The 21,397-nt window shown below is 64.8% G+C and carries 23 protein-coding genes; 3 read left to right on the top strand and 20 right to left on the bottom strand.

All coding sequences use genetic code 11. The features are described from left to right. Nucleotides 1-89 precede the first annotated feature (89 nt). From asd to GJG85_RS29115, 8 genes are all read right to left on the bottom strand, one after another. Nucleotides 90-1,211 (bottom strand): aspartate-semialdehyde dehydrogenase, encoded by a 1,122-nt coding sequence (gene asd / locus GJG85_RS29150; RefSeq protein ID WP_069618461.1) that lies wholly within the window; start codon nucleotides 1,209-1,211, stop codon nucleotides 90-92. An 85-nt stretch (nucleotides 1,212-1,296) separates the two neighbouring features. Continuing rightward, a complete protein-coding gene (locus GJG85_RS29145) occupies nucleotides 1,297-1,416 on the bottom strand; it encodes a hypothetical protein (protein WP_006756675.1) in 120 nt (39 codons plus the stop codon). Nucleotides 1,417-1,536: 120 nt separating this feature from the next. Continuing rightward, nucleotides 1,537-2,604 carry a 3-isopropylmalate dehydrogenase gene (gene leuB, locus GJG85_RS29140; protein WP_011548096.1) on the bottom strand — a complete coding sequence of 356 codons (1,068 nt, stop codon included), beginning with the start codon at nucleotides 2,602-2,604 and terminating at the stop codon, nucleotides 1,537-1,539. A gap of 79 nt (nucleotides 2,605-2,683) precedes the next feature. Next, the gene (gene leuD / locus GJG85_RS29135) at nucleotides 2,684-3,334 is read right to left on the bottom strand and encodes a 3-isopropylmalate dehydratase small subunit (RefSeq protein ID WP_050011279.1); all 651 of its coding nucleotides are present in this window, start codon (nucleotides 3,332-3,334) and stop codon (nucleotides 2,684-2,686) included. Between the two features lie 68 nt (nucleotides 3,335-3,402). Further along, nucleotides 3,403-3,549 carry an entericidin A/B family lipoprotein gene (locus GJG85_RS29130; RefSeq protein WP_011548098.1) on the bottom strand — a complete coding sequence of 49 codons (147 nt, stop codon included), beginning with the start codon at nucleotides 3,547-3,549 and terminating at the stop codon, nucleotides 3,403-3,405. A gap of 3 nt (nucleotides 3,550-3,552) precedes the next feature. Beyond that, the gene (leuC, locus tag GJG85_RS29125; RefSeq protein ID WP_050011280.1) at nucleotides 3,553-4,962 is read right to left on the bottom strand and encodes a 3-isopropylmalate dehydratase large subunit; all 1,410 of its coding nucleotides are present in this window, start codon (nucleotides 4,960-4,962) and stop codon (nucleotides 3,553-3,555) included. A 176-nt stretch (nucleotides 4,963-5,138) separates the two neighbouring features. Further along, nucleotides 5,139-6,068 (bottom strand): alpha/beta hydrolase, encoded by a 930-nt coding sequence (locus GJG85_RS29120; protein ID WP_050011281.1) that lies wholly within the window; start codon nucleotides 6,066-6,068, stop codon nucleotides 5,139-5,141. A 168-nt stretch (nucleotides 6,069-6,236) separates the two neighbouring features. Next, nucleotides 6,237-6,842, bottom strand: coding sequence for a TetR/AcrR family transcriptional regulator (locus GJG85_RS29115; protein WP_080334131.1), 606 nt, complete (start codon nucleotides 6,840-6,842; stop codon nucleotides 6,237-6,239). 173 nt (nucleotides 6,843-7,015) lie between these two features. Between GJG85_RS29115 and GJG85_RS29110 the strand changes: the two genes are divergently transcribed. After that, a complete protein-coding gene (locus tag GJG85_RS29110) occupies nucleotides 7,016-7,741 on the top strand; it encodes a glutathione S-transferase (RefSeq protein ID WP_050011282.1) in 726 nt (241 codons plus the stop codon). A 52-nt stretch (nucleotides 7,742-7,793) separates the two neighbouring features. Here the strand turns inward: GJG85_RS29110 and GJG85_RS29105 are convergent, their stop codons facing one another. From GJG85_RS29105 to GJG85_RS29085, 5 genes are all read right to left on the bottom strand, one after another. Beyond that, nucleotides 7,794-9,386 (bottom strand): amino acid permease, encoded by a 1,593-nt coding sequence (locus GJG85_RS29105; protein ID WP_204384144.1) that lies wholly within the window; start codon nucleotides 9,384-9,386, stop codon nucleotides 7,794-7,796. Nucleotides 9,387-9,488: 102 nt separating this feature from the next. After that, entirely contained in the window at nucleotides 9,489-9,953 is a 465-nt protein-coding gene (locus GJG85_RS29100; RefSeq protein WP_050011284.1) for an Lrp/AsnC family transcriptional regulator, read from the bottom strand. A 111-nt stretch (nucleotides 9,954-10,064) separates the two neighbouring features. Next, complete coding sequence (locus GJG85_RS29095; RefSeq protein ID WP_050011402.1) at nucleotides 10,065-10,823, bottom strand: arginine deiminase family protein; 759 nt, start codon at nucleotides 10,821-10,823, stop codon at nucleotides 10,065-10,067. A 209-nt stretch (nucleotides 10,824-11,032) separates the two neighbouring features. Further along, nucleotides 11,033-12,283 (bottom strand): DUF1479 domain-containing protein, encoded by a 1,251-nt coding sequence (locus GJG85_RS29090; protein ID WP_050011285.1) that lies wholly within the window; start codon nucleotides 12,281-12,283, stop codon nucleotides 11,033-11,035. Nucleotides 12,284-12,394: 111 nt separating this feature from the next. Beyond that, entirely contained in the window at nucleotides 12,395-12,784 is a 390-nt protein-coding gene (locus GJG85_RS29085) for a VOC family protein (protein ID WP_050011286.1), read from the bottom strand. Between the two features lie 71 nt (nucleotides 12,785-12,855). Between GJG85_RS29085 and GJG85_RS29080 the strand changes: the two genes are divergently transcribed. Continuing rightward, nucleotides 12,856-13,821, top strand: coding sequence for an AraC family transcriptional regulator (locus GJG85_RS29080; RefSeq protein WP_050011287.1), 966 nt, complete (start codon nucleotides 12,856-12,858; stop codon nucleotides 13,819-13,821). Between the two features lie 580 nt (nucleotides 13,822-14,401). Next, entirely contained in the window at nucleotides 14,402-15,139 is a 738-nt protein-coding gene (locus tag GJG85_RS29075; RefSeq protein ID WP_124593214.1) for a hypothetical protein, read from the top strand. Nucleotides 15,140-15,423: 284 nt separating this feature from the next. Here the strand turns inward: GJG85_RS29075 and gltA are convergent, their stop codons facing one another. From gltA to GJG85_RS29040, 7 genes are all read right to left on the bottom strand, one after another. Beyond that, nucleotides 15,424-16,725, bottom strand: a complete 1,302-nt coding sequence (gene gltA / locus GJG85_RS29070; protein WP_050011289.1) for a citrate synthase — start codon at nucleotides 16,723-16,725, stop codon at nucleotides 15,424-15,426. 66 nt (nucleotides 16,726-16,791) lie between these two features. Further along, complete coding sequence (locus GJG85_RS29065; protein ID WP_050011290.1) at nucleotides 16,792-17,064, bottom strand: succinate dehydrogenase assembly factor 2; 273 nt, start codon at nucleotides 17,062-17,064, stop codon at nucleotides 16,792-16,794. A 6-nt stretch (nucleotides 17,065-17,070) separates the two neighbouring features. Next, the gene (locus tag GJG85_RS29060) at nucleotides 17,071-17,772 is read right to left on the bottom strand and encodes a succinate dehydrogenase iron-sulfur subunit (RefSeq protein WP_050011291.1); all 702 of its coding nucleotides are present in this window, start codon (nucleotides 17,770-17,772) and stop codon (nucleotides 17,071-17,073) included. Between the two features lie 21 nt (nucleotides 17,773-17,793). Beyond that, nucleotides 17,794-19,569, bottom strand: coding sequence for a succinate dehydrogenase flavoprotein subunit (sdhA, locus tag GJG85_RS29055; RefSeq protein WP_050011292.1), 1,776 nt, complete (start codon nucleotides 19,567-19,569; stop codon nucleotides 17,794-17,796). 3 nt (nucleotides 19,570-19,572) lie between these two features. Further along, nucleotides 19,573-19,941: a succinate dehydrogenase, hydrophobic membrane anchor protein gene (sdhD, locus tag GJG85_RS29050; protein ID WP_006487767.1), complete on the bottom strand. Its 369-nt coding sequence runs from the start codon at nucleotides 19,939-19,941 to the stop codon at nucleotides 19,573-19,575. Nucleotides 19,942-19,945: 4 nt separating this feature from the next. Further along, nucleotides 19,946-20,362 carry a succinate dehydrogenase, cytochrome b556 subunit gene (sdhC, locus tag GJG85_RS29045; protein WP_023474464.1) on the bottom strand — a complete coding sequence of 139 codons (417 nt, stop codon included), beginning with the start codon at nucleotides 20,360-20,362 and terminating at the stop codon, nucleotides 19,946-19,948. A gap of 168 nt (nucleotides 20,363-20,530) precedes the next feature. After that, nucleotides 20,531-21,355, bottom strand: a complete 825-nt coding sequence (locus GJG85_RS29040; RefSeq protein WP_006479356.1) for a GntR family transcriptional regulator — start codon at nucleotides 21,353-21,355, stop codon at nucleotides 20,531-20,533. Nucleotides 21,356-21,397: the final 42 nt, after the last annotated feature.

Below are 21,397 nucleotides of genomic sequence, written 5' to 3'. Positions count from 1 at the left end.
AAAAACGCGCCGCGCCGGCCCTGAATCCCAAGGCCGACGCGGCGCGTCGTATCGTGCAGCCCGGCCCGCGGGCCGGACAGCCAACGTGCTTACTTGTCGAGCAGGATGCGCAGCATGCGGCGCAGCGGCTCGGCCGCGCCCCACAGCAGCTGATCGCCGACCGTGAACGCCGACAGGTATTCGCCGCCCATCGCGAGCTTGCGCAGGCGGCCGACCGGCACCGTCAGCGTGCCGGTGATCTTCGCCGGCGACAGGTCGCGCATCGACGCTTCACGCTCGTTCGGCACGACCTTCACCCAGTCGTTCGCCGATGCGAGGATGCCGTTGATCTCGTCGAGCGGCACGTCCTTCTTCAGCTTGATCGTCAGCGCCTGCGAGTGGCAGCGCATCGCGCCGATCCGCACGCACAGGCCGTCGACCGGGATCGAACCCGGCTCGCCCATCGCGGGCTTGCCGAGGATCTTGTTGGTTTCCGCGCCGCCCTTCCACTCTTCCTTCGACATCCCGTTGCCGAGATCCTTGTCGATCCACGGAATCAGCGAACCGGCCAGCGGCACGCCGAAGTGACTCGTCGGCATCGCGTCGCTGTTCATCGCGGCCAGCACGCGGCGGTCGATGTCGAGGATCGCGGAAGCCGGATCGGCAAGCTGTTCCTGCACCGCGCCGTTCAGCGTGCCCATCTGCGACAGCAGCTCGCGCATGTTCTGCGCGCCCGCTCCCGATGCGGCCTGGTACGTCATCGCGGTGATCCAGTCGACGAGGTTCTCGCGGAACAGGCCGCCGAGCGCCATCAGCATCAGGCTGACCGTGCAGTTGCCGCCGATGAAGTTCTTCGTGCCCTTGACGAGCGCGTCCTTGATCACGTCGAGGTTGACCGGATCGAGGATGATGACCGCGTCGTCCTGCATCCGCAGCGACGATGCCGCGTCGATCCAGTAGCCGTTCCAGCCGGCCGCGCGCAGCTTCGGGAACACGTCGTTCGTGTAGTCGCCGCCCTGGCACGTGATGATCACGTCGCACTTCTTCAGCTCGTCGACGTTGGTCGCGTCCTTGAGCGTGGTCTCGTTTTTCGCGAACGACGGCGCCTTGCCGCCCGTATTGCTGGTGCTGAAAAACACCGGTTCGATCAGGTCGAAATCGCCCTCTTCCTGCATGCGCTGCATCAGGACGCTGCCGACCATGCCGCGCCAACCTACGAGACCTACGTTCATGACTAACCCTTTGCTTTGAATGGAGCTTCCCCGCCATTTCCGTCCCCGCGTGACCGCGCGGGGAAACAGGCGGGCACGACGGCGATCAGCGTTTAATGATCGTTTTCGTGGTAATGGTTTTCGTGATGACGATGGCGCGCGCACCCGCACGGGCAGTGTTGCCGTGGAGTTTCAGGACCGGGGAGATCAGGGAAATCAGCGCCATCGTTCGAGTCTACACAAAGCCGGTGGCCCGCACAACGGCCAACCGTGCGCGAACCGGCCGATTTTTCCGGCCCGTTCGCACCCTTTTCCACATTAATTACCGCACTTCATTGCCACGCGCTTACAACGCGGCGACCACCGCATCGCCCATCGCGGCCGTGCCGACCTGCTTGCAGCCCGGCGTCGCGATGTCGCCGGTGCGGTAGCCCTGTTCGAGCACCGTTTTCACCGCGCGCTCGATGCGATCGGCCTGCTCGGCGCGATTCAGCGAGTAGCGCAACAGCATCGCGGCCGACAGGATCGTCGCGAGCGGGTTCGCGATGCCCTTGCCCGCGATGTCCGGCGCCGAACCGTGCGACGGCTCGTACAGGCCCTTGTTGTGCTTGTCGAGCGACGCCGACGGCAGCATGCCGATCGAGCCCGTGAGCATCGACGCTTCGTCCGACAGGATGTCGCCGAACATGTTGCCGGTGACGATCACGTCGAACTGCTTCGGCGCCTTCGCGAGCTGCATCGCCGCGTTGTCGACGTACATGTGCGACAGCTCGACGTCCGCGTACTCCTTCGACACGTCGATCATGATGTCGCGCCAGAACTGCGACGTCTCCAGCACGTTCGACTTGTCGACCGACAGCAGCTTCTTCGCGCGCTTTTGCGCGGCCTGGAACGCGACGTGCGCGATGCGGCGCACTTCCGGCTCCGAATAGCGCATCGTGTCGAAGCCTTCGCGCTCGCCGGCGAACGGGCCGTCCGGCGCCGCACGCACGCCGCGCGGCTGGCCGAAGTAGATGTCGCCGTTCAGTTCGCGCACGATCAGGATGTCGAGGCCCGCGACGAGTTCCGGCTTCAACGGCGATGCATCGACGAGCTGCGGATAGCAGATCGCCGGGCGGAAGTTCGCGAACAGCTCGAGGTGCTTGCGCAGCCCGAGGATCGCCTGCTCGGGGCGCAGCGCGCGTTCCAGCGAGTCGTACTTCCAGTCGCCGACCGCGCCGAACAGGATCGCGTCGGCCTGCTTCGCGAGCGCCAGCGTCGCGTCGGGCAGCGGATGGCCGCTCGCCTCGTAGCCCGCGCCGCCGACCGGCGCCTGTTCGAGTTCGAACTTCTCGTCGAGTGCGTTCAGCACCTTCACCGCTTCATTGACGATTTCCGGACCGATGCCGTCGCCGGGCAGCACTGCAATCTTCATGCGAAATTCCTGACTGGGTAGAGTGTGATGGAGGCAGGCCGGCGAGCGCGCGCAAAGCGCGCCCGCCTCGAACGCGATGTCAGCGGACCAGCTTGGTGTTGAGCCAAGGCTGCTTCACGAGCCGCTCTGCCTCGAACTGGCGGATCTTGTCCGCGTGGCGCAGCGTGAGGCCGATGTCGTCGAAACCGTTCAGCAGGCAGTACTTGCGGAACGCGGCGATCTCGAACGGATACTCGCGGCCGTCGCCCGCGCGCACGACCTGCGCGTCGAGATCGATCGTCAGTTGAAAGCCGTTGAACGCGGCCGTCTCGTTGAACAGGTGATCGACCTGCTGCTCGGTCAGCACGATCGGCAGCAGACCGTTCTTGTAGCAGTTGTTGAAGAAGATGTCCGCGAAGCTCGGCGCGATGATCGCGCGGAAGCCGTACTGCTGCAGCGCCCACGGCGCGTGCTCGCGCGAGCTGCCGCAGCCGAAGTTCTTGCGGGCGAGCAGCACCGACGCGCCCTGGTAGCGCGGCTGGTTCAGCACGAAGTCCGGGTTCAGCGGACGCTTCGAGTTGTCCTGGCCCGGCTCGCCGTGATCGAGGTAACGCCACTCGTCGAACGCGTTCGGACCGAAGCCCGTGCGCTTGATCGACTTCAGGAACTGCTTCGGGATGATCGCGTCGGTGTCGACGTTCTCGCGATCGAGCGGCGCCACGACGCCGGTATGTACAGTGAATTTTTCCATGATCCGTCTATCCGGTTGAAGGGCCGGCAGTCAGCCGGCGCACATCGACAAATTCTCGGCGGGAAACGTCACTCCGCGGCGCGCTTGAGCGCGCTGCCGGCGGCGTTGACGTCTTCCCCGAAGCCTCGGACGGTATTGCAGCCGGCCAGGCCGAAGCCCAACCCGGCCAGCGCCAGCGCGGCAACCAGCCGCGCGATGACCTTCGATGCCGTCACGTGTTACCCCAGCTGGCGAATGTCGACGAAGTGACCTTCGATCGCCGCGGCCGCCGCCATCGCGGGGCTCACGAGGTGCGTGCGACCGCCCGCGCCCTGCCGCCCTTCGAAGTTGCGGTTCGACGTCGACGCGCAGCGCTCGCCCGGCTCGAGCCGGTCGGCGTTCATCGCGAGGCACATCGAGCAGCCCGGCTCGCGCCATTCGAAGCCCGCATCGGTGAACACCTTGTCGAGCCCTTCGCGCTCGGCCTGCGCCTTCACGAGGCCCGAGCCCGGCACGACCATCGCGAGCCGCACGTTCGACGCGACGCGGCGGTTCAGCTTCTTCACGACGTACGCGGCCGCGCGGATGTCCTCGATGCGCGCGTTCGTGCACGAGCCGATGAAGATCTTGTCGACCTTGATCGATTCGATCGGCGTGTTCGGCTCGAGCGCCATGTACGCCAGCGCGCGCTCCATCGCGTCGCGCTTGACCGGATCCTTCTCGCGCTCGGGATCGGGCACGCGACCGTCGATCGACGTGACCATTTCCGGCGACGTGCCCCACGTGACCTGCGGAACGATGTCGGCGGCATTCAGCTCGACCACGCGGTCGAATTGCGCGCCGTCGTCCGACTTGAACTGGCGCCAGTACTCGACCGCCTGATCCCATTCCGCGCCGGTCGGCACGAACGGGCGGCCCTTCAGGTATTCGATCGTCGTGTCGTCCACCGCGACCATGCCTGCGCGCGCGCCGGCCTCGATCGCCATGTTGCACACGGTCATGCGGCCTTCCATCGTCAGCGCGCGAATGGTCGAGCCGCCGAATTCGATCGCGTAGCCCGTGCCGCCCGCGGTGCCGATCTTGCCGATGATCGCGAGCACGATGTCCTTCGCGGTACAGCCGCGCGGCAGCGCGCCCTCGACCTTCACGAGCATGTTCTTGCTCTTCTTCTGCAGCAGCGTCTGCGTCGCGAGCACGTGCTCGACTTCCGACGTGCCGATGCCGTGCGCGAGCGCGCCGAACGCGCCGTGCGTCGACGTATGCGAATCGCCGCACACGATCGTCATGCCCGGCAGCGTCGCGCCCTGCTCCGGCCCGATGATGTGGACGATGCCCTGGCGCACGTCGTTCATCTTGAACTGCGTGATGCCGAACGCGTCGCAGTTCGCGTCGAGCGTGTCGACCTGCAGCTTCGAGACGGGATCGGCGATGCCGTGGCTGCGGTCCGTCGTCGGCACGTTGTGGTCCGACACGGCCAGGTTCGCGCTGATGCGCCACACCGGACGCTGCGCGATCTTCAGCCCTTCGAACGCTTGCGGGCTCGTGACTTCATGCAGCAGCTGACGGTCGATGTAGAGCAGGGTCGTGCCGTCTTCCTCGGTGTGGACCACGTGGGTGTTCCACAGTTTGTCGTAGAGAGTCTGTGCCATGGGTATGCGGGGTCGTTGTGACTACAAGCCTTGCGGATGCGGTCGATTATGCCACGCAAAATCGGCCCATGGAGTACCACGATAACGAAAAAAGTGAATAAAAACAGTGAGTTGGGTGGTACACGCGATACCCGGATAAGCATTACCCGGCAAGCGCGGCTGCTTGCGGCGGCGTGCTACCGGAAGAAATTGCGCAGCTCGCGCGCCAGCGCCTGCGGTTGTTCCTCGGGAATGAAATGCCCGCTATGCGCGATCGTCGCGGCCGTCACATCTTCCGCCACGTGTCCGAGCGGCCCCGCCATGTCGGGTATGGACCCCTGATCCGCACTGACAGCGAGCACGGGCATCTTCAGCTTCCCCAGCGCCTGCAGCGTGCGGTTCTGAGCCGACGACGCCGACACGGCCCGGTAGAAGGCCAGCCCCGCTCGCAACCCGCCGTCCCGGGTGAACACCCGGAGATACTCGTCGACATCCGCGTCGGAGAACGACTCGGGATTGGCCGCCTTGCGACGCAAGAACCAATCGAGATACTCGCGCTCCTTGCCGGCAATCAACGTCTCCGGCAGGTCGGCGACGGTATGAAACGCGAAGTGCCACGTGCGCCATGCGTTGCCGGGCTCGATCGGCAGTACGGCGGGCAGCGTGATGCCGGGTATCCCCGCGTCGAGCAACGCCAATCGCTTCACCGCATCGGGATACATCGCGGCAAACGGATAGGCGACCCACGCGCCGACGTCGTGAGCGGCCAGGTAAAAGCGCGCGATCTTTTGCTGCTCCAGCAGGCGCGCAAGCGTTGCCGCGACGGTCTGCGTGTCGTAACCGACGAGTGGACGGTCCGAATCGCCTTGTCCGGGAAGATCCGGCGCCACGATCCTGAATTCGTCCGCGAGAAGCGGCATGACTCTCCGCCACGCGTACCAGCTTTCCGGAAAGCCGGCGAGCAGGACGATGGTCTCGCCGTCGGCGCGGCCTCCTTCGACGAAATGAAGGCGCACCCCGTCTACCGTATCGAACCGATGACGAAAGCCGCTGAGCCGCGGGTCTTCCCGAAAATAGGGCGCGGCCTCGAGATGCGAAGCATCCGCGGTGGATTGATGCTGGTACATAAGTTCGTCCTCTCCACAGAATCGACTGCGCTGGATGATGGCCCCCGAGCAGCGGGAGCACTTCCGTTCGGAAATATTTGTTTCCTAATTCGGCGAAACCGAATCACGCGCATGCGCGGTTTCGCGTGTTGCTTCACATCGCGTCGCCTGTCGGGTGACGCACAAACCTTAGTCGAGCAGCCGCATTGCCTCGTCAACCAGCATCGACATGTCGCTCCGGCTCTGGCCGAGCTTCCCCACCACTCGAAGCCCCTGCACCATGGCAAACAGACAGCTCGACGTGGCTTGCGCGTTCAGCGCGGCATCGACGGATCCATCGGCCTGCCCCTGCTTGATCAAATCGCGAAGGAGACGCTCGATCCTCTGCATCGATCTGTGGACGATGCCGGCGATCTCGCTATCCAACGCACTCAGAACCATGGCGCCGCCGACGACCAGACAGCCCTTTCGACCCTCGTCTCCATGCGAGACGTCCGCGTAAAAGCGCAGGAGCGCTCGCACCTTGTCCCGTCCGTTTTCTTCATCGGCAAGGATCATGTTGAGCTCGCTGACGCGCCGATCGATGTACCGGTTCAACGCGGCAACGAAGATGGCGTTCTTGTCGGCAAAGGCTTTGTAAAGACTGCCTGCGGTGAGCCCCGTCGCCCGGGACAGATCGCCGATAGAAGTCGCGTGATAGCCACGCTCGCGAAAGACGCGGATGAAGCCGTCCAGCGCTTCATCCATATCGAATTCTCGCGGCCTGCCCACGTTCGCTGCAATTTTCCTAGCCATGCGCCATTATAGGAAATGATCATTTCCAAATCAAGCCATGCGAACCGTACAGGCGTCACTGGCATTTCGCACTCGATCTCATAGACTGTCTATTCGCAACGGGCGGCGCGCGGCTGCCCTCCCCGCCATCGCGATGCGTGCGTCCCGGCGCATCGACCGGACAGGAGCCTTGCATGCGGTACGAACTCTATTACTGGCCTGAAATCCAGGGCCGCGGCGAATATGTGCGGCTCGCGCTCGAAGCGGCCGAAGCCGATTACGTCGACGTCGCGCGCGAATCGGGGCGCGGGATGGGCGTGTCGGCCATGATGCGCATGATGGACAGCGCGAAGGCCGAATGCGTGCCGTTCGCGCCGCCGTTCCTGAAGGCGGGCGACGTGGTCGTCGGGCAGACCGCGAACATCCTGCTGTTTCTCGGCGCGCGGCTCGGGCTCGCGCCCGACGACGAAGCCGGCCGGCTGTGGGTCCATCAGATCCAGCTGACCGCCGCCGATTTCATCACCGAGATCCACGACACGCACCATCCGATCGGCAGCGGCCTGTACTACGAGGACCAGCAAGCGGAAGCGGCCGAGCGCGCGGCCGATTTCCTCGAGAACCGGCTGCCGAAATTCCTCGGCTACTTCGATCGCGTGCTCGAACAGAACCCGCACAAGCGCGGCTATATCGCGGGCAGCGCGCTCAGTTACGCGGACCTGACGATGTTCCAGTTGATCGAGGGCCTGCGCTATGCGTTCCCGAAAGCGATGAAGCGCGCGGAGCGCAAGGTCGCGACGCTCGTCGCGCTGCACGATCGCGTCGCGCGGCATCCGCCCGTCGCGCGCTACCTCGAGTCGGAACGCCGCATCCCGTTCAACGACATGGGGATCTTCCGGCACTATCCGGAGCTGGACAAGTAACGGCCCGGCACGTACCGCGGAACGTGCGCGCACGGGCGAATTTCACGCAGGATCAGCGCGGCTGCCCGTGCTGCGCGGCGGCCGCGTCGACGGCTTCCACCGAGCGCGTGAGCCACGGCCCGATGTCCATCTCCTCGTAGCGCACGAGCCGGCTCTTGCGCGCGCGGCGATACGCCCACCAGATCGCGACGAACAGCGGAATCCATACATAGATCGACAACACTTCCATCCAGTCGATGCGCGCCGCGAAAAACGCCTGGTAATCCTGCCCGAGCGAAATCACGATGCAGACCGCGACCGCGAACACCGGCCCGAACGGAAACCATTTCGCGCGATACGGCAGTTGATCGAGTCGATAACCCTGCTTCAGGAATCCCCTGCGGAACCGGTAATGGCAGACCGCGATGCCGAGCCACGCGATGAAGCCGGTGATGCCGACCGTATTCAGCAGCCACAGATAGATGCGCTGGTTGTTGGTCAACGACGTGAGGAAACACAGCCCGCCGACGGCCATCGTCGCGTACAGCGCGTTGCGCGGCACGCCGCCCGGCGACAGCGTCGCGAACACGGCCGGCGCGCGCCCTTCCGATGCGAGGTTGTACAGCATCCGCGTCGCCGCGTAGGTGCCGGAATTGCCGGCCGACAGCACGGCCGTCAGGATCACGAGATTCATCGCGCCGGCCGCGAGCGGGAATCCCGCGTGGCTGAACACGAGCGTGAACGGGCTCACGCCGATGTCGGTCACGTCGCTCTTCAGCAGGTTCGGATCGGTGTACGGCACGAGCAGGCCGATCACGAAGATCGCGAGCACGTAGAACAGCATGATCCGCCAGAAGATCTGCTTCACCGCGCGCGGGATCGTCTTGCGCGGGTTCTCCGATTCGCCGGCCGTGATGCCGACCAGCTCGGTGCCGAGAAACGAGAAGCCCGCGATCAGCGCGACGCTCATCATCGCGTGCACGCCGCCGACGAACGGCGCGTCGCCGGTCGTGAAGTTGCGCCAGCCGACCGGATGCCCGGTGCCGGTATGCCCGCCGCCGGTATGCCCGCCGCCGGTATGCCCGCTGCCGGTATGCCCGCCGCCCAGCACGCCGGCCGCGATCAGCAGCCCGGCCGCGATGAACGCGATCACGGTGACGACCTTGATCAGCGAGAACCAGTATTCCGATTCGCCGAAGCCGCGCACCGACAGCGTATTGAGCAGGAAGATCAGCACGAGGAAGCCCGCGCCCCACCACACGCCCGGCACCGACGGAAACCAGTAGCGCATCACAATCTGCGCGGCGACCAGCTCGATCGCGATCGTCACCGCCCAGCTGTACCAGTAGGTCCAGCCGAGCGCGACGCCGAAGCCTTCGTCGACGTACTTCTCGCCGTAGATCGCGAACGAGCCCGATACCGGCATCAGCGCGGCCATCTCGCCGAGCCCGGTCACGACGAAGTAGACCATGATCCCGATCGCGATATACGCGGCGATCGCCCCGCCCGGCCCCGCCTGCGCGACCGACGCGCCCGACGCGACGAACAGCCCCGTGCCGATCGACCCGCCGATCGCGATCATCGCGACGTGGCGGCCCTGCAGACGGCGCTTCAGCGCCGTCCCGGACGGTGCGGCCGTGTCCGTCGCCGCTTGCATGGCATCCATGGTGTTCCCCCTGATTGTGAGCCGGCCAGCCGATTCGATTCGGAATGCAAATCGATTGACCCGGTCATTCGCATCCAAACCGGCCCTGCCGGGCCGGTCGCATCATGCGACGCTGCGCTTGATCGACTGCAGTTCGGCCGTCGTCACGATCTTCTCGATCCGGAACCGCGGGCTTTCCAGCCACGCGTTCGCGATCCGCCGGTACTCGTCGAGGTCCTCGCACGCGAGCCGCACGAGAAAATCGAACGTGCCGCTCACCAGCCAGCAATCGAGCACGGCCGGATTCGCGCGCATTTCCTCTTCGAACGGCGCTTGCGAACGCCCGTGGTCGGCCAGCACGATCTGCGCGATCACGACGATCGGCTTGGTCGCGCGCGGCGCCTTGATCACCGCGCGGTACCCTTCGATCACGCCGAGCGCCTCGAGCCGCTCCACGCGCGCCTGGCACGGCCGCGGCGTGAGATTCACGAGCTCCGACAGCTTCCGGTAGGAAATCCGTCCGTCGGTACGCAGGATGTCGAGGATCCGGAGATCGATCTTGTCGAGCTGCATCTTCTTGTCGGTCATCCGCGTTCGCTCCGGTCGGGTCGTGGCTCGTGGCTCGTGGCTCATGCGCGGAACGTCTGCCATTCCGCGCGGGGCCACATTATCCGGCCGAAGCCGCCGCGCGCCAATCGGCTAGAACCGCAGCGACAGGCAGGTCAGGCCGCCGTCCATCTTGCGGAACTCGCTCGTGTCGATCACGTGCAGCGGCATGCCGAGCGGCGCGATCGCGTCATGCACGCGCGGATAGCCGGCCGGCGTGATCAGCGTGCCGTTCACGCGCAGCGTGTTGCCCGCGTATTCGTCGGCGGCCGGGATCGCGATCCGGCGATAGTCGGCGAACGCCGGATGCGCGGCCAGCGCGTCGGTCACGAGCAGCGTGTCGTCGCCGAGCGCGTTGACGACCGATTTCAGGTGCAGGCCGGCGCCGACCGGCACCGCGACGACCGAATAGCCATGGCGCGACACCAGCGACTCGAACGCGGCGATGCCTTGCGCGTCGGTGCGGCTCGTCAGGCCGATGAAGAAGCGCTTGCCGACCAGCATCACGTCGCCGCCGTCGAGGCGGCCCTGCTGCATCGGCAGCAGTTCGCGATGCACGCGCAGCGCCGCTTCGATGTGCGCGGTCTCGCCGCGCCGCGCGAGCGCGCCGGGGCGCGTGATCACCGCGAATTCCGGCGTGACGACCGCGACGTCCTCGACGAAATGCGAATCGGGAAACGCATCGAGCGGCGGCAATTCGGTCAGTTCGACGCCGAGCATGCGCAGCGCGTCGCAGTATGCATGGAACTGCGTGAGCGTCTTGTCGTAATCGGGTGCGCCGAGTTCGGCGGTGGTCAGGCCCGCGCCGCAAGACGGCGCGGGACGGCGAACGATCGCTTGCGTGAATTGCATCGACTCCTCCATGATCTGCGCCGCCTCCGTGCGGTGCACGGGCCGGCAGCGTTGTGTCCGGACCATTATCGGAAGCCAATTTGCGCAATTCGCGTCGATTTCGGCGCCACCGACAGCCGATTGCGTCGAATTGCGCGCACCACGCAGCGGATTCGGCAGACGGGCCGCCCGCCGTCTCGCGAATGGCCGTTTCGCCCGCCGCCCGCGCGTTACGCGCCGGGCTCGAATCCCATCTGCGCACGGCCGAGCGCCGTGAGATCGCCCTCCCCCGCACGGCCATCGAAATCGGCCTCGAAATGGTCGGCCGGGAAATCGGGCGGGCTGTCGCCACGCAGGAACGCGAGCCGCTGCCGCTGCAGGTATGCATCGTTCTTCGCGCAGCCGGGCGCGGCCGCGATGTACATCACGTTGCTGTCGCCGCTGCCGCGATGCGCGTCCTCGACCGCATGCACGACGTCGCCGTGCCAGAACACCGCGTCGCCCGGTTCCATGTGCGGGATCGGCACCAGTGCGTCGAGCAGCAGCGCGTGCCATTCGGGGCGGATCGACAGCGCGCGGCCGGGACGCGCGCCGCACAGGTCGTCGTCGGCGACGTCGTCCTGCAGCGCGCGCAGCACGACATAGGCCATCGCGTTCGCGACCGGGATCAGCTGCAGCGTGCCGTCGCCGGGCCCCTGCGGCGTCAGCGCGGTCCAGCCCTGGAACGTGCGGAACATCGAACACACGGCCGGCGACGGAATCTCCTCGACGTCGGGGCGGAACGCCGCATCGAACGGATCGTAATCGCGCCAGCGGCCGGCCAGCACGTGGCGATAGACCTGGCGGAAATTCGCGCCGAGCCAGCGCTCGACGGAGCCGCCGTCGACGTGCGGCGACAGCCCGAGCGACGTCGACCCGGGCGGCCGGCGACGAATCCGGTCCGCATAGGCGGGCACCTGGTCGGAATCGAAATGCGTGCGCGTACCGTCCGCATGCCGCCACAGACGGTTCAGGAACACCCGCGCCTGCGTGAGCGCCGGCGACTGGCGCGCGGCCACCTGCGGCTTCGACCAGTAGACGCCGTAGATCTGCGGCTTGCCCGACGCGAGGTTGCCGAAATAGCGGTCTTCCGCGCGCGCATGCAGCCGCTCGGTGAAACGGTTCGCATCCAGATACGCGCCGATCTCGTCGTTCCAGTCGCGTGCCTGCTGCGCATCCAACACGCCGCGGATCACGACCGCGCCGTGCGTGCGGATCGCGGCAATCGCGAGCGGATCGACGGTCCCGCTCGCGACATCCGCGAACGGCACGACCGGAATCACGTCATCGCCATGCGCGTGCGCGCGGCGGATCGCGTCGACCTGCCGCGCGATGTCGCCCTCCACTTCGCGGAACGTGGCCGCGTAGCCGGGCAAGTCGGCGCGTAGCGCCCGTTTCGCCGTGCGGATCGCGGCCGGCAGATCGTCAATCGTCAGGTGCATCGCTTGTCTCCTCGCTGAATCGCGTTTTGATGAGCACTCAGCGTACGGCCGCCGCACGGTCATCATCGATACTATCCAGCCAATAATCGATACAATCCTGACAACCGCGCGTTACTCGGGACGATGGCAGACCACGCACAGCTTGTTGCCGTCCGGGTCCCGGAAATACGCGCCGTAGTAGTCGCGGTGATAGTGCGGTCGGAGGCCCGGCGGCCCTTCGCAGGCGCCGCCGTGCTGAAGCGCGAGCGCATGGCAGCGATCGACGTGATCGCGGGTCGGCGCATCGAACGCGATCGTGTGGCCGTTCCCCGGTTCAGGCGCGCGTCCGTCGAGCGGCTTGCCGAAGAAGAACAGCGGCCGGTCGGCGTCGGCCGGCATCCAGCCCGACCAGCCGTCCGGTTCGTGGAATTTGACGCGCAACCCGAGTTCGGCGAACAGCGGCGCGTAGAAATCGTAGGCGCGCGCCGTATCGCCGACGCCCACGCAAACATGTGAAAACATGGCATCGCTCCGTCGTGAAGATCGCTCACGATCATGCCACGGCGCGCTGCCCGCCCCTACCGGAGGCCGCGATGAAACCGCAATACGAGCATGTGACGTTCGCGTCCGGCTGTTCGATCCGCGTGTATCACCGTCAGCTCGCGCGCATTCCGTTCGAGTGGCATCGCCATCCCGAGTACGAACTGACGCTGACGCTCAACAGCCGCGGCCAGCGCTTCATCGGCGATCACGTCGCACGCTACGCGGATGACGATCTCGTGCTCGTGCCGCCGAACCTGCCGCATACGTGGTCGTCGAACGCGCGCATCGATCGCGGCGCGCCCGAGGTCGCGCTCGTCGTCTGGTTCGACGGAGACTGGGTACGGCGGCTGGCCGACTGCTGCCCCGAATACGCGCCGCTGCGCTCGCTGCTGCGGCGCGCGGCGCCGGGCCTGCGCTTCGACGTGGAGACGGCCCGCGCGATGCGCGCGCGGCTGCCGCGGTTGCTCGATCCGTCGCCGCGCGTGCGGCTCGCGGCCACGCTCGATACGCTTGCCGATCTCGCGGAAGCCGGCGGCGAACCGCTCGCCACCTCGCAGGCCTACGATCGCTCCGACGCAGCCACGTCCTCGGTCGACTCCACCGCATCCGGCGCCGAACGCCTCGATCGCGTACTCGACGCGATCGACCGGCAGTTCCACGAACCGCTGCGCATCGACGCGCTCGCGGCCGTCGCGCACCTGTCCGAACGCACGCTGCAGCGGCTGTTCGCGCGTCATATCGGCGAAAGCGTCGGCCGCTACGTGCAACGGCTGCGGCTCGCGCACGCGTGCCGCCATCTCGCCGGCACCGACTGGCCGATCGCGACGGTCGCCGCGCGCTGCGGCATTGCGAATGCCGCGAACTTCAACCGCCAGTTCCTCGCTGCGCACGGCATGACGCCCGGCGCGTACCGGCAGTTCTTCAAGCAGCACGGCCACGCGCCCGACGACGATGCGCCAGCGCTCGACACACGGCCGCCGTCGCTGGAGCGCCGCGCCGGATCGCGTATCGCCTGATCGGCACCGCACGCCTGAACGGCGTCGATCCCGACGAGTGCGAGCCCAATGACGCCCGCACCTTCGATTCGACTTCGCGCGCGATCAGCGCCCGCATCTGCTGCCAGAGGTTCTGCTCGCGCCGGCCGAGCTCGTCGCGCATGCGGAAGAATGCCTTCACAGGTGCAATCTTTAGTTGCACTCCTCCCGGTCAATTGCCGCTTCCGGATTGAAGCGTTCTCCGGTTCGCGTTTCATGCTTTTACTGCGCATGAGTGAGGCTTCCGGGTCGGCGTACATCATTAATATCGGCACTACACCTTGTGTTAACCGGAGAAGAAACCGACATGACGGGCGGCAACAGCTTTCCTCGAGTTACGAATGGCAATAACGCTTACACGACTGATTTTCATGAACCTTACCCAGCGCCCGGCTCGGGGGCAGGGTCGCGGACTGGGCCCGCCTCTCACACGCAGCCGCCTATCCATGGGATGCCTCCGGCATTCAATGGGCGTCCATCTTCTGCGCCAACGACGACTGATCCCGCGTTTGCTGGCCCCTATAGCAGCGTAAGGCGACACGGTATCCTTTCTCAAGACCAGATGCGAGATCAGCACATTGCATTTAATCAATCACACGACGGTCAAGTGGCGCGGAGCGATATCGATGTTACCCGGATACACGGTAGCCCGGATCCTCAACAGAGGGCGCGCTCCGCGCGCATGGCAGTGGAAAACTCTGCGCATGGGGCGCTGTCCGTCGCGCTCGAACGCCATGGATACGGCCCGCTGCATACTGAAACACACGCGCCATCAACGGAAGAGGTGCTTCGCTCGTTGAGTCCCGAACAACGTAAAGAGTTTGAGGCAGCGATGGAGTACGGTATGAAGCCTGAGCAGATTCTCGAGATGATGGCGACGGATCAACGAACAACAAGTTTGTCGCCGCACGGGCAATCGCAGGCCTACCATCGGATGCAGAGTACTTTTATGGTGACAGCGCACGCCAGTGCCCCAGCGGCCTATGCCTCCCCGTACGAAGATACCCGTCACAGTATTCCGCCGTCAGAGTTTCGTGGCGTTTACGTCCCGCAATCGCATGCGCACACCGCTCGCCAAGTTGATCGGGAATTAGCCGCGCGTCAGCCGGTATATCCGCGGGCCGTCGTCGTGCCGGATCAGCCCGGAATGAACCCATATTATCAGGCGTCAAATGGTAACCAGCATCAGGTCCATGGTGTTCAAGCTCCTGACTATTACAATGCCCTTAGAGCCCAGCTCAGTTCCGAGGACGACTATGACGCACACATCGTAAAGACCGGCATTCGGCGCGAATGGTAAGAACGCCTTTAGCCGATCGGCAACGAACGTTGGGAGCGTAAAGCATGACCTTGACGTCCTCCCTGCCCGAAGGCAGCGGAGGATATCAATCCCATTGCACATCTGATGGGAATCAGATTGCCCGTGCCGCACGCTCATGAACGGACGGTGTGCATCGAGCGCTTACCTCGCGCCAGCGTCGGCCGCACAAATGAAAACACCCCGGCGGGATGACCCACCGGGGTGTCGTGGCGTTGCGATTGCCGGACGCGAGCGGCCTGACGACCGTTCGCGCCGCGCACGGTTTAACGTGCGTTGAGCGGCTTCGCTTCGCGCGGCGTGTCGCCGATGAACAGCTGACGCGGACGGCCGATCTTCTGTTCCGGATCGGCAATCATTTCGTTCCACTGTGCGATCCAGCCGACCGTACGTGCCATCGCGAAGATACACGTGAACATCGACGTCGGGATGCCCAGCGCGCGCTGAACGATACCCGAGTAGAAGTCGACGTTCGGGTACAGCTTGCGCGACACGAAGTATTCGTCTTCCAGCGCGATCTTCTCGAGCTGCATCGCGAGCTTGAACAGCGGGTCGTCGTGCAGGCCCAGTTCGTTCAGCACTTCGTAGCAGGTTTCGCGCATCAGCTTCGCGCGCGGGTCGTAGTTCTTGTACACGCGGTGACCGAAGCCCATCAGCTTCACGCCCGAATTCTTGTCCTTCACCTGCTTGATGAATTCGGGGATGTTGTCCGGCGAACCGATCTGCTCGAGCATGTTCAGCGCGGCTTCGTTCGCACCACCGTGCGCCGGGCCCCACAGACACGCGATACCGGCCGCGATACACGCGAACGGGTTCGCGCCCGACGAGCCGGCCAGGCGAACCGTCGACGTCGATGCGTTCTGCTCGTGATCGGCGTGCAGGATCAGGATGCGGTCGAGTGCGCGGACCAGCACGTCGTTGACCTTGTACTCTTCGCACGGGTTCGAGAACATCATGTGCATGAAGTTCGCGCTGTACGACAGTTCGTTCTTCGGATAGACGAACGGCTGACCGATGCTGAACTTGTACGCCATCGCGACGAGCGTCGGCAGCTTCGCGATCATGCGGATCGCCGACACTTCGCGGTGACGCGGGTCGTTGATGTCGAGCGAGTCGTGATAGAACGCCGACAGCGCGCCGACGGCCGCGACCAGCACCGCCATCGGGTGCGCGTCGCGACGGAAGCCGCGGAAGAAGAAGTGCATCTGCTCGTGCACCATCGTATGCTTGGTGACGGTGTCGACGAACTCCTTCTTCTGCGCCGCGTTCGGCAGTTCGCCCTTCAGCAGCAGGTAGCAGCTTTCGAGGAAGTCGGCGTTTTGCGCGAGGTTGTCGATCGGGTAACCGCGGTACAGCAGCTCGCCCTTGTCGCCGTCGATGTACGTGATCGCCGAATTACAAGCTGCCGTCGACATGAAGCCCGGGTCGTACGTGAACTTGCCGGTCTGGCCGTACAGCTTGCGGATGTCGATTACGTCCGGGCCCATCGTGCCCTTGTAGATCGGCATTTCGACGCTCGGCGAGTTGTCGCTGAACGATAGCGTGGCTTTAACATCAGACGGAGTCATGGCACATCCTCAATCGAAATAAAGAAACGGGATTCGATAACGGGCACAGCGTGTTACATGTTGGCGTTACACGTTGCGCAGCATCTCCAACAGCCGGTGAATCTCCGGGCTGTCTAGGTCGCCCTCTGGTTCCTTGCGCGCGAGGAGCAAGTCCATCAGGTCGTTGTCGCTCAGATCGAGCAGGCGCGACAACGCGCCTACGTCTGCATCGGTGAGGTCATGCTCGTATCGGCTGAAGAAACGCTCGAATACGATGTCGTTCTCCAGCAGACCCCGCCGCGCGCGCCAGCGCAGGCGCGCGCGGCGGTGCGGGTCGGATTGATGCGAATCGTCGCTCATTAAAATTTATACCGCGCGGCGAACCATCAGTTCCTTGATCTTGCCGATCGCCTTCGTCGGGTTCAGGCCCTTCGGGCAAACGTCGACGCAGTTCATGATCGTGTGGCAACGGAACAGACGGTACGGGTCTTCCAGATTGTCGAGGCGCTCGCCGGTGGCGGTGTCGCGGCTGTCCGCGATGAAGCGGTAAGCCTGCAGCAGGCCGGCCGGGCCGACGAACTTGTCCGGGTTCCACCAGAAGCTCGGGCACGACGTCGAGCAGCTCGCGCACAGAATGCACTCGTACACGCCGTCGAGCTCGTCGCGCTCTTCCGGCGACTGGAGGCGTTCCTTCTCCGGCGGCGGCGCGTCGTTGATCAGGTACGGCTTGATCGAGTGGTACTGGTTGAAGAAGTGCGTCATGTCGACGATCAGGTCGCGCACGACGGGCAGGCCCGGCAGCGGACGCAGCACGACCTTCTGCGGCAGGTCGTTCAGGTTCGTCAGGCACGCGAGACCGTTCTTGCCGTTGATGTTCATCGCGTCCGAACCGCACACGCCTTCGCGGCACGAACGGCGGAACGACAGCGTCTCGTCCAGGGCCTTCAGCTTGACCAGCGCGTCGAGCAGCATGCGCTCATGCTGGATATCGAGCTCGTACGTCTGCATGCGCGGCGCTGCGTCCTTGTCCGGATCGTAGCGGTAGACTTCAAAAATGCGTTTTGCCATTTCGGATTCCTTTGACTCGGCTTAGAACGTGCGCGGCTTCGGCGGCACGGATTCGACCGTCAGCGGCTTCATTTGAACCGGCTTGTAGTCGAGGCGATCGCCTTCGCTGTACCACAGCGTGTGACGCAGCCAGTTGTCGTCGTCGCGGTGTTCGTAGTCGCTGTGCGCGTGTGCGCCGCGGCTTTCCTTGCGCGCTTCCGCCGACACCATCGTCGCGCGGGCCACTTCGATCAGGTTCTCCAGCTCGAGCGCTTCGACGCGCGCGGTGTTGAACACCTTCGACTTGTCCTTCAGGTGGATGTTTTCCACGCGCGCCTTCAGGCCGGCCATCTGGTCGACGCCTTCCTTCAGCAGCGCCGACGTGCGGAACACGCCTGCGTGCTTCTGCATCGTTGCGCGGATGTCGTTCGCAACGTCCTGCGTGTACTCGCCCGAGCTCGACGTGTCGAGCTTGTTCAGGCGCGCCAGCGAGAACTCGCCCGCATCGGCCGGCAGCGGCTTGTGTTCCTTCTGGTTCTTCACGTGCTGAACGATGTGGTTGCCGGCCGCACGGCCGAACACCACGAGGTCCAGCAGCGAGTTCGTGCCGAGACGGTTCGCACCGTGCACCGACACGCATGAGCATTCGCCCACTGCGTAGAAGCCGTTAATCGGTTCCTTGTGATCGCGCGACGTGCCGACGACCTGACCGTGGATGTTGGTCGGGATACCGCCCATCTGGTAGTGGATCGTCGGGACGACCGGGATCGGTTCCTTGATCGCGTCGACGTTCGCGAACTTCAGCGCGATTTCGCGGATCGACGGCAGACGCTTCATGATCGTCTCGGCGCCGATGTGCGACAGGTCGAGCAGCACGTGATCCTTGTTCGGACCGACGCCGCGACCTTCCTTGATTTCCTGGTCCATCGAACGCGACACGAAATCGCGCGGCGCCAGATCCTTCAGCGTCGGCGCGTAGCGCTCCATGAAGCGCTCGCCGTTCGCGTTGCGCAGGATACCGCCTTCGCCGCGCACGCCTTCGGTGATCAGCACGCCCGCGCCGGCCACGCCGGTCGGGTGGAACTGCCAGAACTCCATGTCCTGCAGCGCGACGCCCGAGCGGGCCGCCATGCCGAGGCCGTCGCCGGTGTTGATGAACGCGTTCGTCGACGCCGCGAAGATCCGGCCTGCGCCGCCCGTCGCGAACAGCGTCGTCTTGCCTTCCATGATGTAGACGTCGCCCGTCTCCATCTCGAGGGCCGTCACGCCGAGCACGTCGCCGTCCGCGTCGCGGATCAGGTCGAGCGCCATCCATTCGACGAAGAACTGCGTCTTCGCCTCGACGTTCTGCTGGTACAGCGTGTGCAGCAGCGCGTGACCGGTACGGTCGGCGGCCGCGCAAGCGCGCTGGACCGGCTTCTCGCCGTAGTTCGCGGTGTGGCCGCCGAACGGGCGCTGGTAGATCGTGCCGTCCGCGTTGCGGTCGAACGGCATGCCGAAGTGTTCGAGTTCGTACACGACGTTCGGCGCTTCACGGCACATGAACTCGATCGCGTCCTGGTCGCCGAGCCAGTCGGAGCCCTTGATCGTGTCGTAGAAGTGGAAGTGCCAGTTGTCTTCGCTCATGTTGCCGAGCGACGCGCCGATACCGCCTTGCGCGGCCACCGTGTGCGAACGCGTCGGGAACACCTTCGACAGCACGCCGACCGACAGGCCCGCGCGCGACAGTTGCAGCGCTGCGCGCAAGCCGGAGCCGCCTGCGCCGACGATCACGACGTCGAACTTGCGGCGCGGGAGGGAAGTTTTGATTGCAGCCATTCTTTACACTCTCCAGAGAATCTGCGCGGCGTAGCCCGCACATGCGAGCAGCCAGACGATGGTCAGCGATTGCAGCAGCAGGCGCACACCGACGGGCTTCACGTAGTCCATCCAGATGTCGCGCACGCCGACCCATGCGTGGTAGAAGAGGGAAAGCAGCATCACGAAGGTCGCGAGCTTCATCCATTGCGCGGCGAAGATCGATGCCCAGCCTTCGTACGAAAAATCGTGCGCGCCGAAGAACAGGACGAGCAGAATGACCGTGTAGACCGCCATGATCGTGGCGGTGACGCGCTGCGCGAGCCAGTCGCGCAGGCCGTAGTGAGCGCCGACGACGAGGCGCTTCGAGCCGATTCGGTTGTTGGCTGCCATTTTCTTAGAATGCTCCGAACAGTTTGAGTGCCATGGCGATCGTCAGCGCGATCGAGACGACAAAGACGACGACGGCCGTCCGCTTGCCGCCTTCCTTCGTGACGGCGTCGTGGTTGACGTCCATCAGCAGGTGGCGAATGCCGGCGCAGAAATGGTGGAAGAAGGCCCACGACAACGCGAGGACGATCAGCTTGACGACGATGTTGGAGAGGAAAGCCTTGAAGACTTCGAAGCTGAGCTCGGACGTGAGGCTCTGGTCGAAGAGGAACAGCAGGAACGGCAGGAACAGGAACAGCAGCGCGCCGCTGATACGATGGAGAATCGACAATATCGCCGCCAGGGGCATGCGATATTTCAACGTGATGTCGCCGATTCCGATGTTCCGGTATTCCGGCCTCGGCTTTCTTACTGCGTCAGTCATGCTAGACCCCTACTATGTTGTCACACTAATCCGCGATTTTAGCGCCTTTTTATATCGCGCTGCAGCGAAAGTCTGCTCTGGATCATTGCGCGAACACGAACAAAGGCGGCCCGAAACGTGCTTCGCGAGCGTGGGAAACGCGAATGCACGCGGCTGAACCGAACGTCGTCAGCTCAAGTCATTCTGATAGTAGTACCCGGTTGTGACATACCAGCCGCGACGCACTTCCACCGGCCGGTCCCCATACGTATAGGACACGCGCTCGACCGACAGCAGCGGGAAGCCCGCCGGCACGTGCAGCAGGTCGGCCACCGCCGGATCCGCCGCGACCGCACGGATCTTCTCCGTCGCGCGGATCATCCGCGTCCCGAACTCCGTCTCGAACATCGCGTAGAGCGGCCCCTTGTACTCGCTCAGCCGCTCGAACGTCAGCCCGCGGAACATCGCGCCCGGCAGCCAGATCTCGTCGAGCACCGTCACTTCGCTGTCGAATTCCAGCAGGCGGCGCACCTGCACGACCGGATCGGCGGGCTTCAGGTCGAGCTGCCGCGCGATCTCGGCCGGCGCGCGCAGGCGCCGGCATTCGAGCAGGCGGCTCACGTGCGGGTGCTCGGCGCCGTCGTCGGCCAGCAGACGCAGAAAGCGGAATTGCGCGCGATCTTCGTTGTGCGTTGCAACAAAAGTGCCCTTGCCCTGCCGCCGGACCACGAGGTTTTCGGCGGCCAGCTCGTCGATCGCCTTGCGCACGGTGCCCTGGCTGACCTTGTAGCGGGCCGCGAGCTCCACTTCGCTGGGAATGATCTCGCCCGGCTTCCATTCGCCGGATTCGAGACTTTGCGTGATCAATGACTTGATCTGCTGGTATAACGGGCTGAACGTCGGCGACGCGGACGCCGCGGGCGAGGCTGCGGGATCGCCCGCGCCCGGCTGCCCTGGGCCGCCTGCGCCGGTTTGATTCGCGGTGTTCGCCTGGTTCGATGTCATGGCGCGCATTTCATCACAAACCGCACTTTTTCGTCCACTCAATTTCCGCAA

The sequence above is a fragment of the Burkholderia sp. MS389 genome (assembly GCF_016899425.1).
GTDB classification, from domain to species: domain Bacteria; phylum Pseudomonadota; class Gammaproteobacteria; order Burkholderiales; family Burkholderiaceae; genus Burkholderia; species Burkholderia sola.
The sequence above is the reverse complement of the archived record's forward strand: the minus strand, read 5'-3'. Positions and strand labels throughout refer to the sequence as shown.

Coding starts and splice junctions, on each gene's coding strand:
- GJG85_RS29060 (WP_050011291.1), bottom strand. CDS start 17,772: ATGGCAAAACGCATTTTTGAAGTCTACCGCTACGATCCGGACAAGGAC.
- leuC (WP_050011280.1), bottom strand. CDS start 4,962: ATGGCACAGACTCTCTACGACAAACTGTGGAACACCCACGTGGTCCAC.
- GJG85_RS29040 (WP_006479356.1), bottom strand. CDS start 21,355: ATGCGCGCCATGACATCGAACCAGGCGAACACCGCGAATCAAACCGGC.
- GJG85_RS29115 (WP_080334131.1), bottom strand. CDS start 6,842: ATGGCTAGGAAAATTGCAGCGAACGTGGGCAGGCCGCGAGAATTCGAT.
- GJG85_RS29065 (WP_050011290.1), bottom strand. CDS start 17,064: ATGAGCGACGATTCGCATCAATCCGACCCGCACCGCCGCGCGCGCCTG.
- GJG85_RS29145 (WP_006756675.1), bottom strand. CDS start 1,416: ATGGCGCTGATTTCCCTGATCTCCCCGGTCCTGAAACTCCACGGCAAC.
- asd (WP_069618461.1), bottom strand. CDS start 1,211: ATGAACGTAGGTCTCGTAGGTTGGCGCGGCATGGTCGGCAGCGTCCTG.
- GJG85_RS29090 (WP_050011285.1), bottom strand. CDS start 12,283: ATGCACCTGACGATTGACGATCTGCCGGCCGCGATCCGCACGGCGAAA.
- GJG85_RS29105 (WP_204384144.1), bottom strand. CDS start 9,386: ATGGATGCCATGCAAGCGGCGACGGACACGGCCGCACCGTCCGGGACG.
- GJG85_RS29120 (WP_050011281.1), bottom strand. CDS start 6,068: ATGTACCAGCATCAATCCACCGCGGATGCTTCGCATCTCGAGGCCGCG.
- GJG85_RS29085 (WP_050011286.1), bottom strand. CDS start 12,784: ATGTTTTCACATGTTTGCGTGGGCGTCGGCGATACGGCGCGCGCCTAC.
- sdhA (WP_050011292.1), bottom strand. CDS start 19,569: ATGGCTGCAATCAAAACTTCCCTCCCGCGCCGCAAGTTCGACGTCGTG.
- GJG85_RS29110 (WP_050011282.1), top strand. CDS start 7,016: ATGCGGTACGAACTCTATTACTGGCCTGAAATCCAGGGCCGCGGCGAA.
- GJG85_RS29095 (WP_050011402.1), bottom strand. CDS start 10,823: ATGCAATTCACGCAAGCGATCGTTCGCCGTCCCGCGCCGTCTTGCGGC.
- gltA (WP_050011289.1), bottom strand. CDS start 16,725: ATGACTCCGTCTGATGTTAAAGCCACGCTATCGTTCAGCGACAACTCG.
- sdhC (WP_023474464.1), bottom strand. CDS start 20,362: ATGACTGACGCAGTAAGAAAGCCGAGGCCGGAATACCGGAACATCGGA.
- GJG85_RS29075 (WP_124593214.1), top strand. CDS start 14,402: ATGCGAGATCAGCACATTGCATTTAATCAATCACACGACGGTCAAGTG.
- sdhD (WP_006487767.1), bottom strand. CDS start 19,941: ATGGCAGCCAACAACCGAATCGGCTCGAAGCGCCTCGTCGTCGGCGCT.
- GJG85_RS29080 (WP_050011287.1), top strand. CDS start 12,856: ATGAAACCGCAATACGAGCATGTGACGTTCGCGTCCGGCTGTTCGATC.
- GJG85_RS29100 (WP_050011284.1), bottom strand. CDS start 9,953: ATGACCGACAAGAAGATGCAGCTCGACAAGATCGATCTCCGGATCCTC.
- leuB (WP_011548096.1), bottom strand. CDS start 2,604: ATGAAGATTGCAGTGCTGCCCGGCGACGGCATCGGTCCGGAAATCGTC.
- leuD (WP_050011279.1), bottom strand. CDS start 3,334: ATGGAAAAATTCACTGTACATACCGGCGTCGTGGCGCCGCTCGATCGC.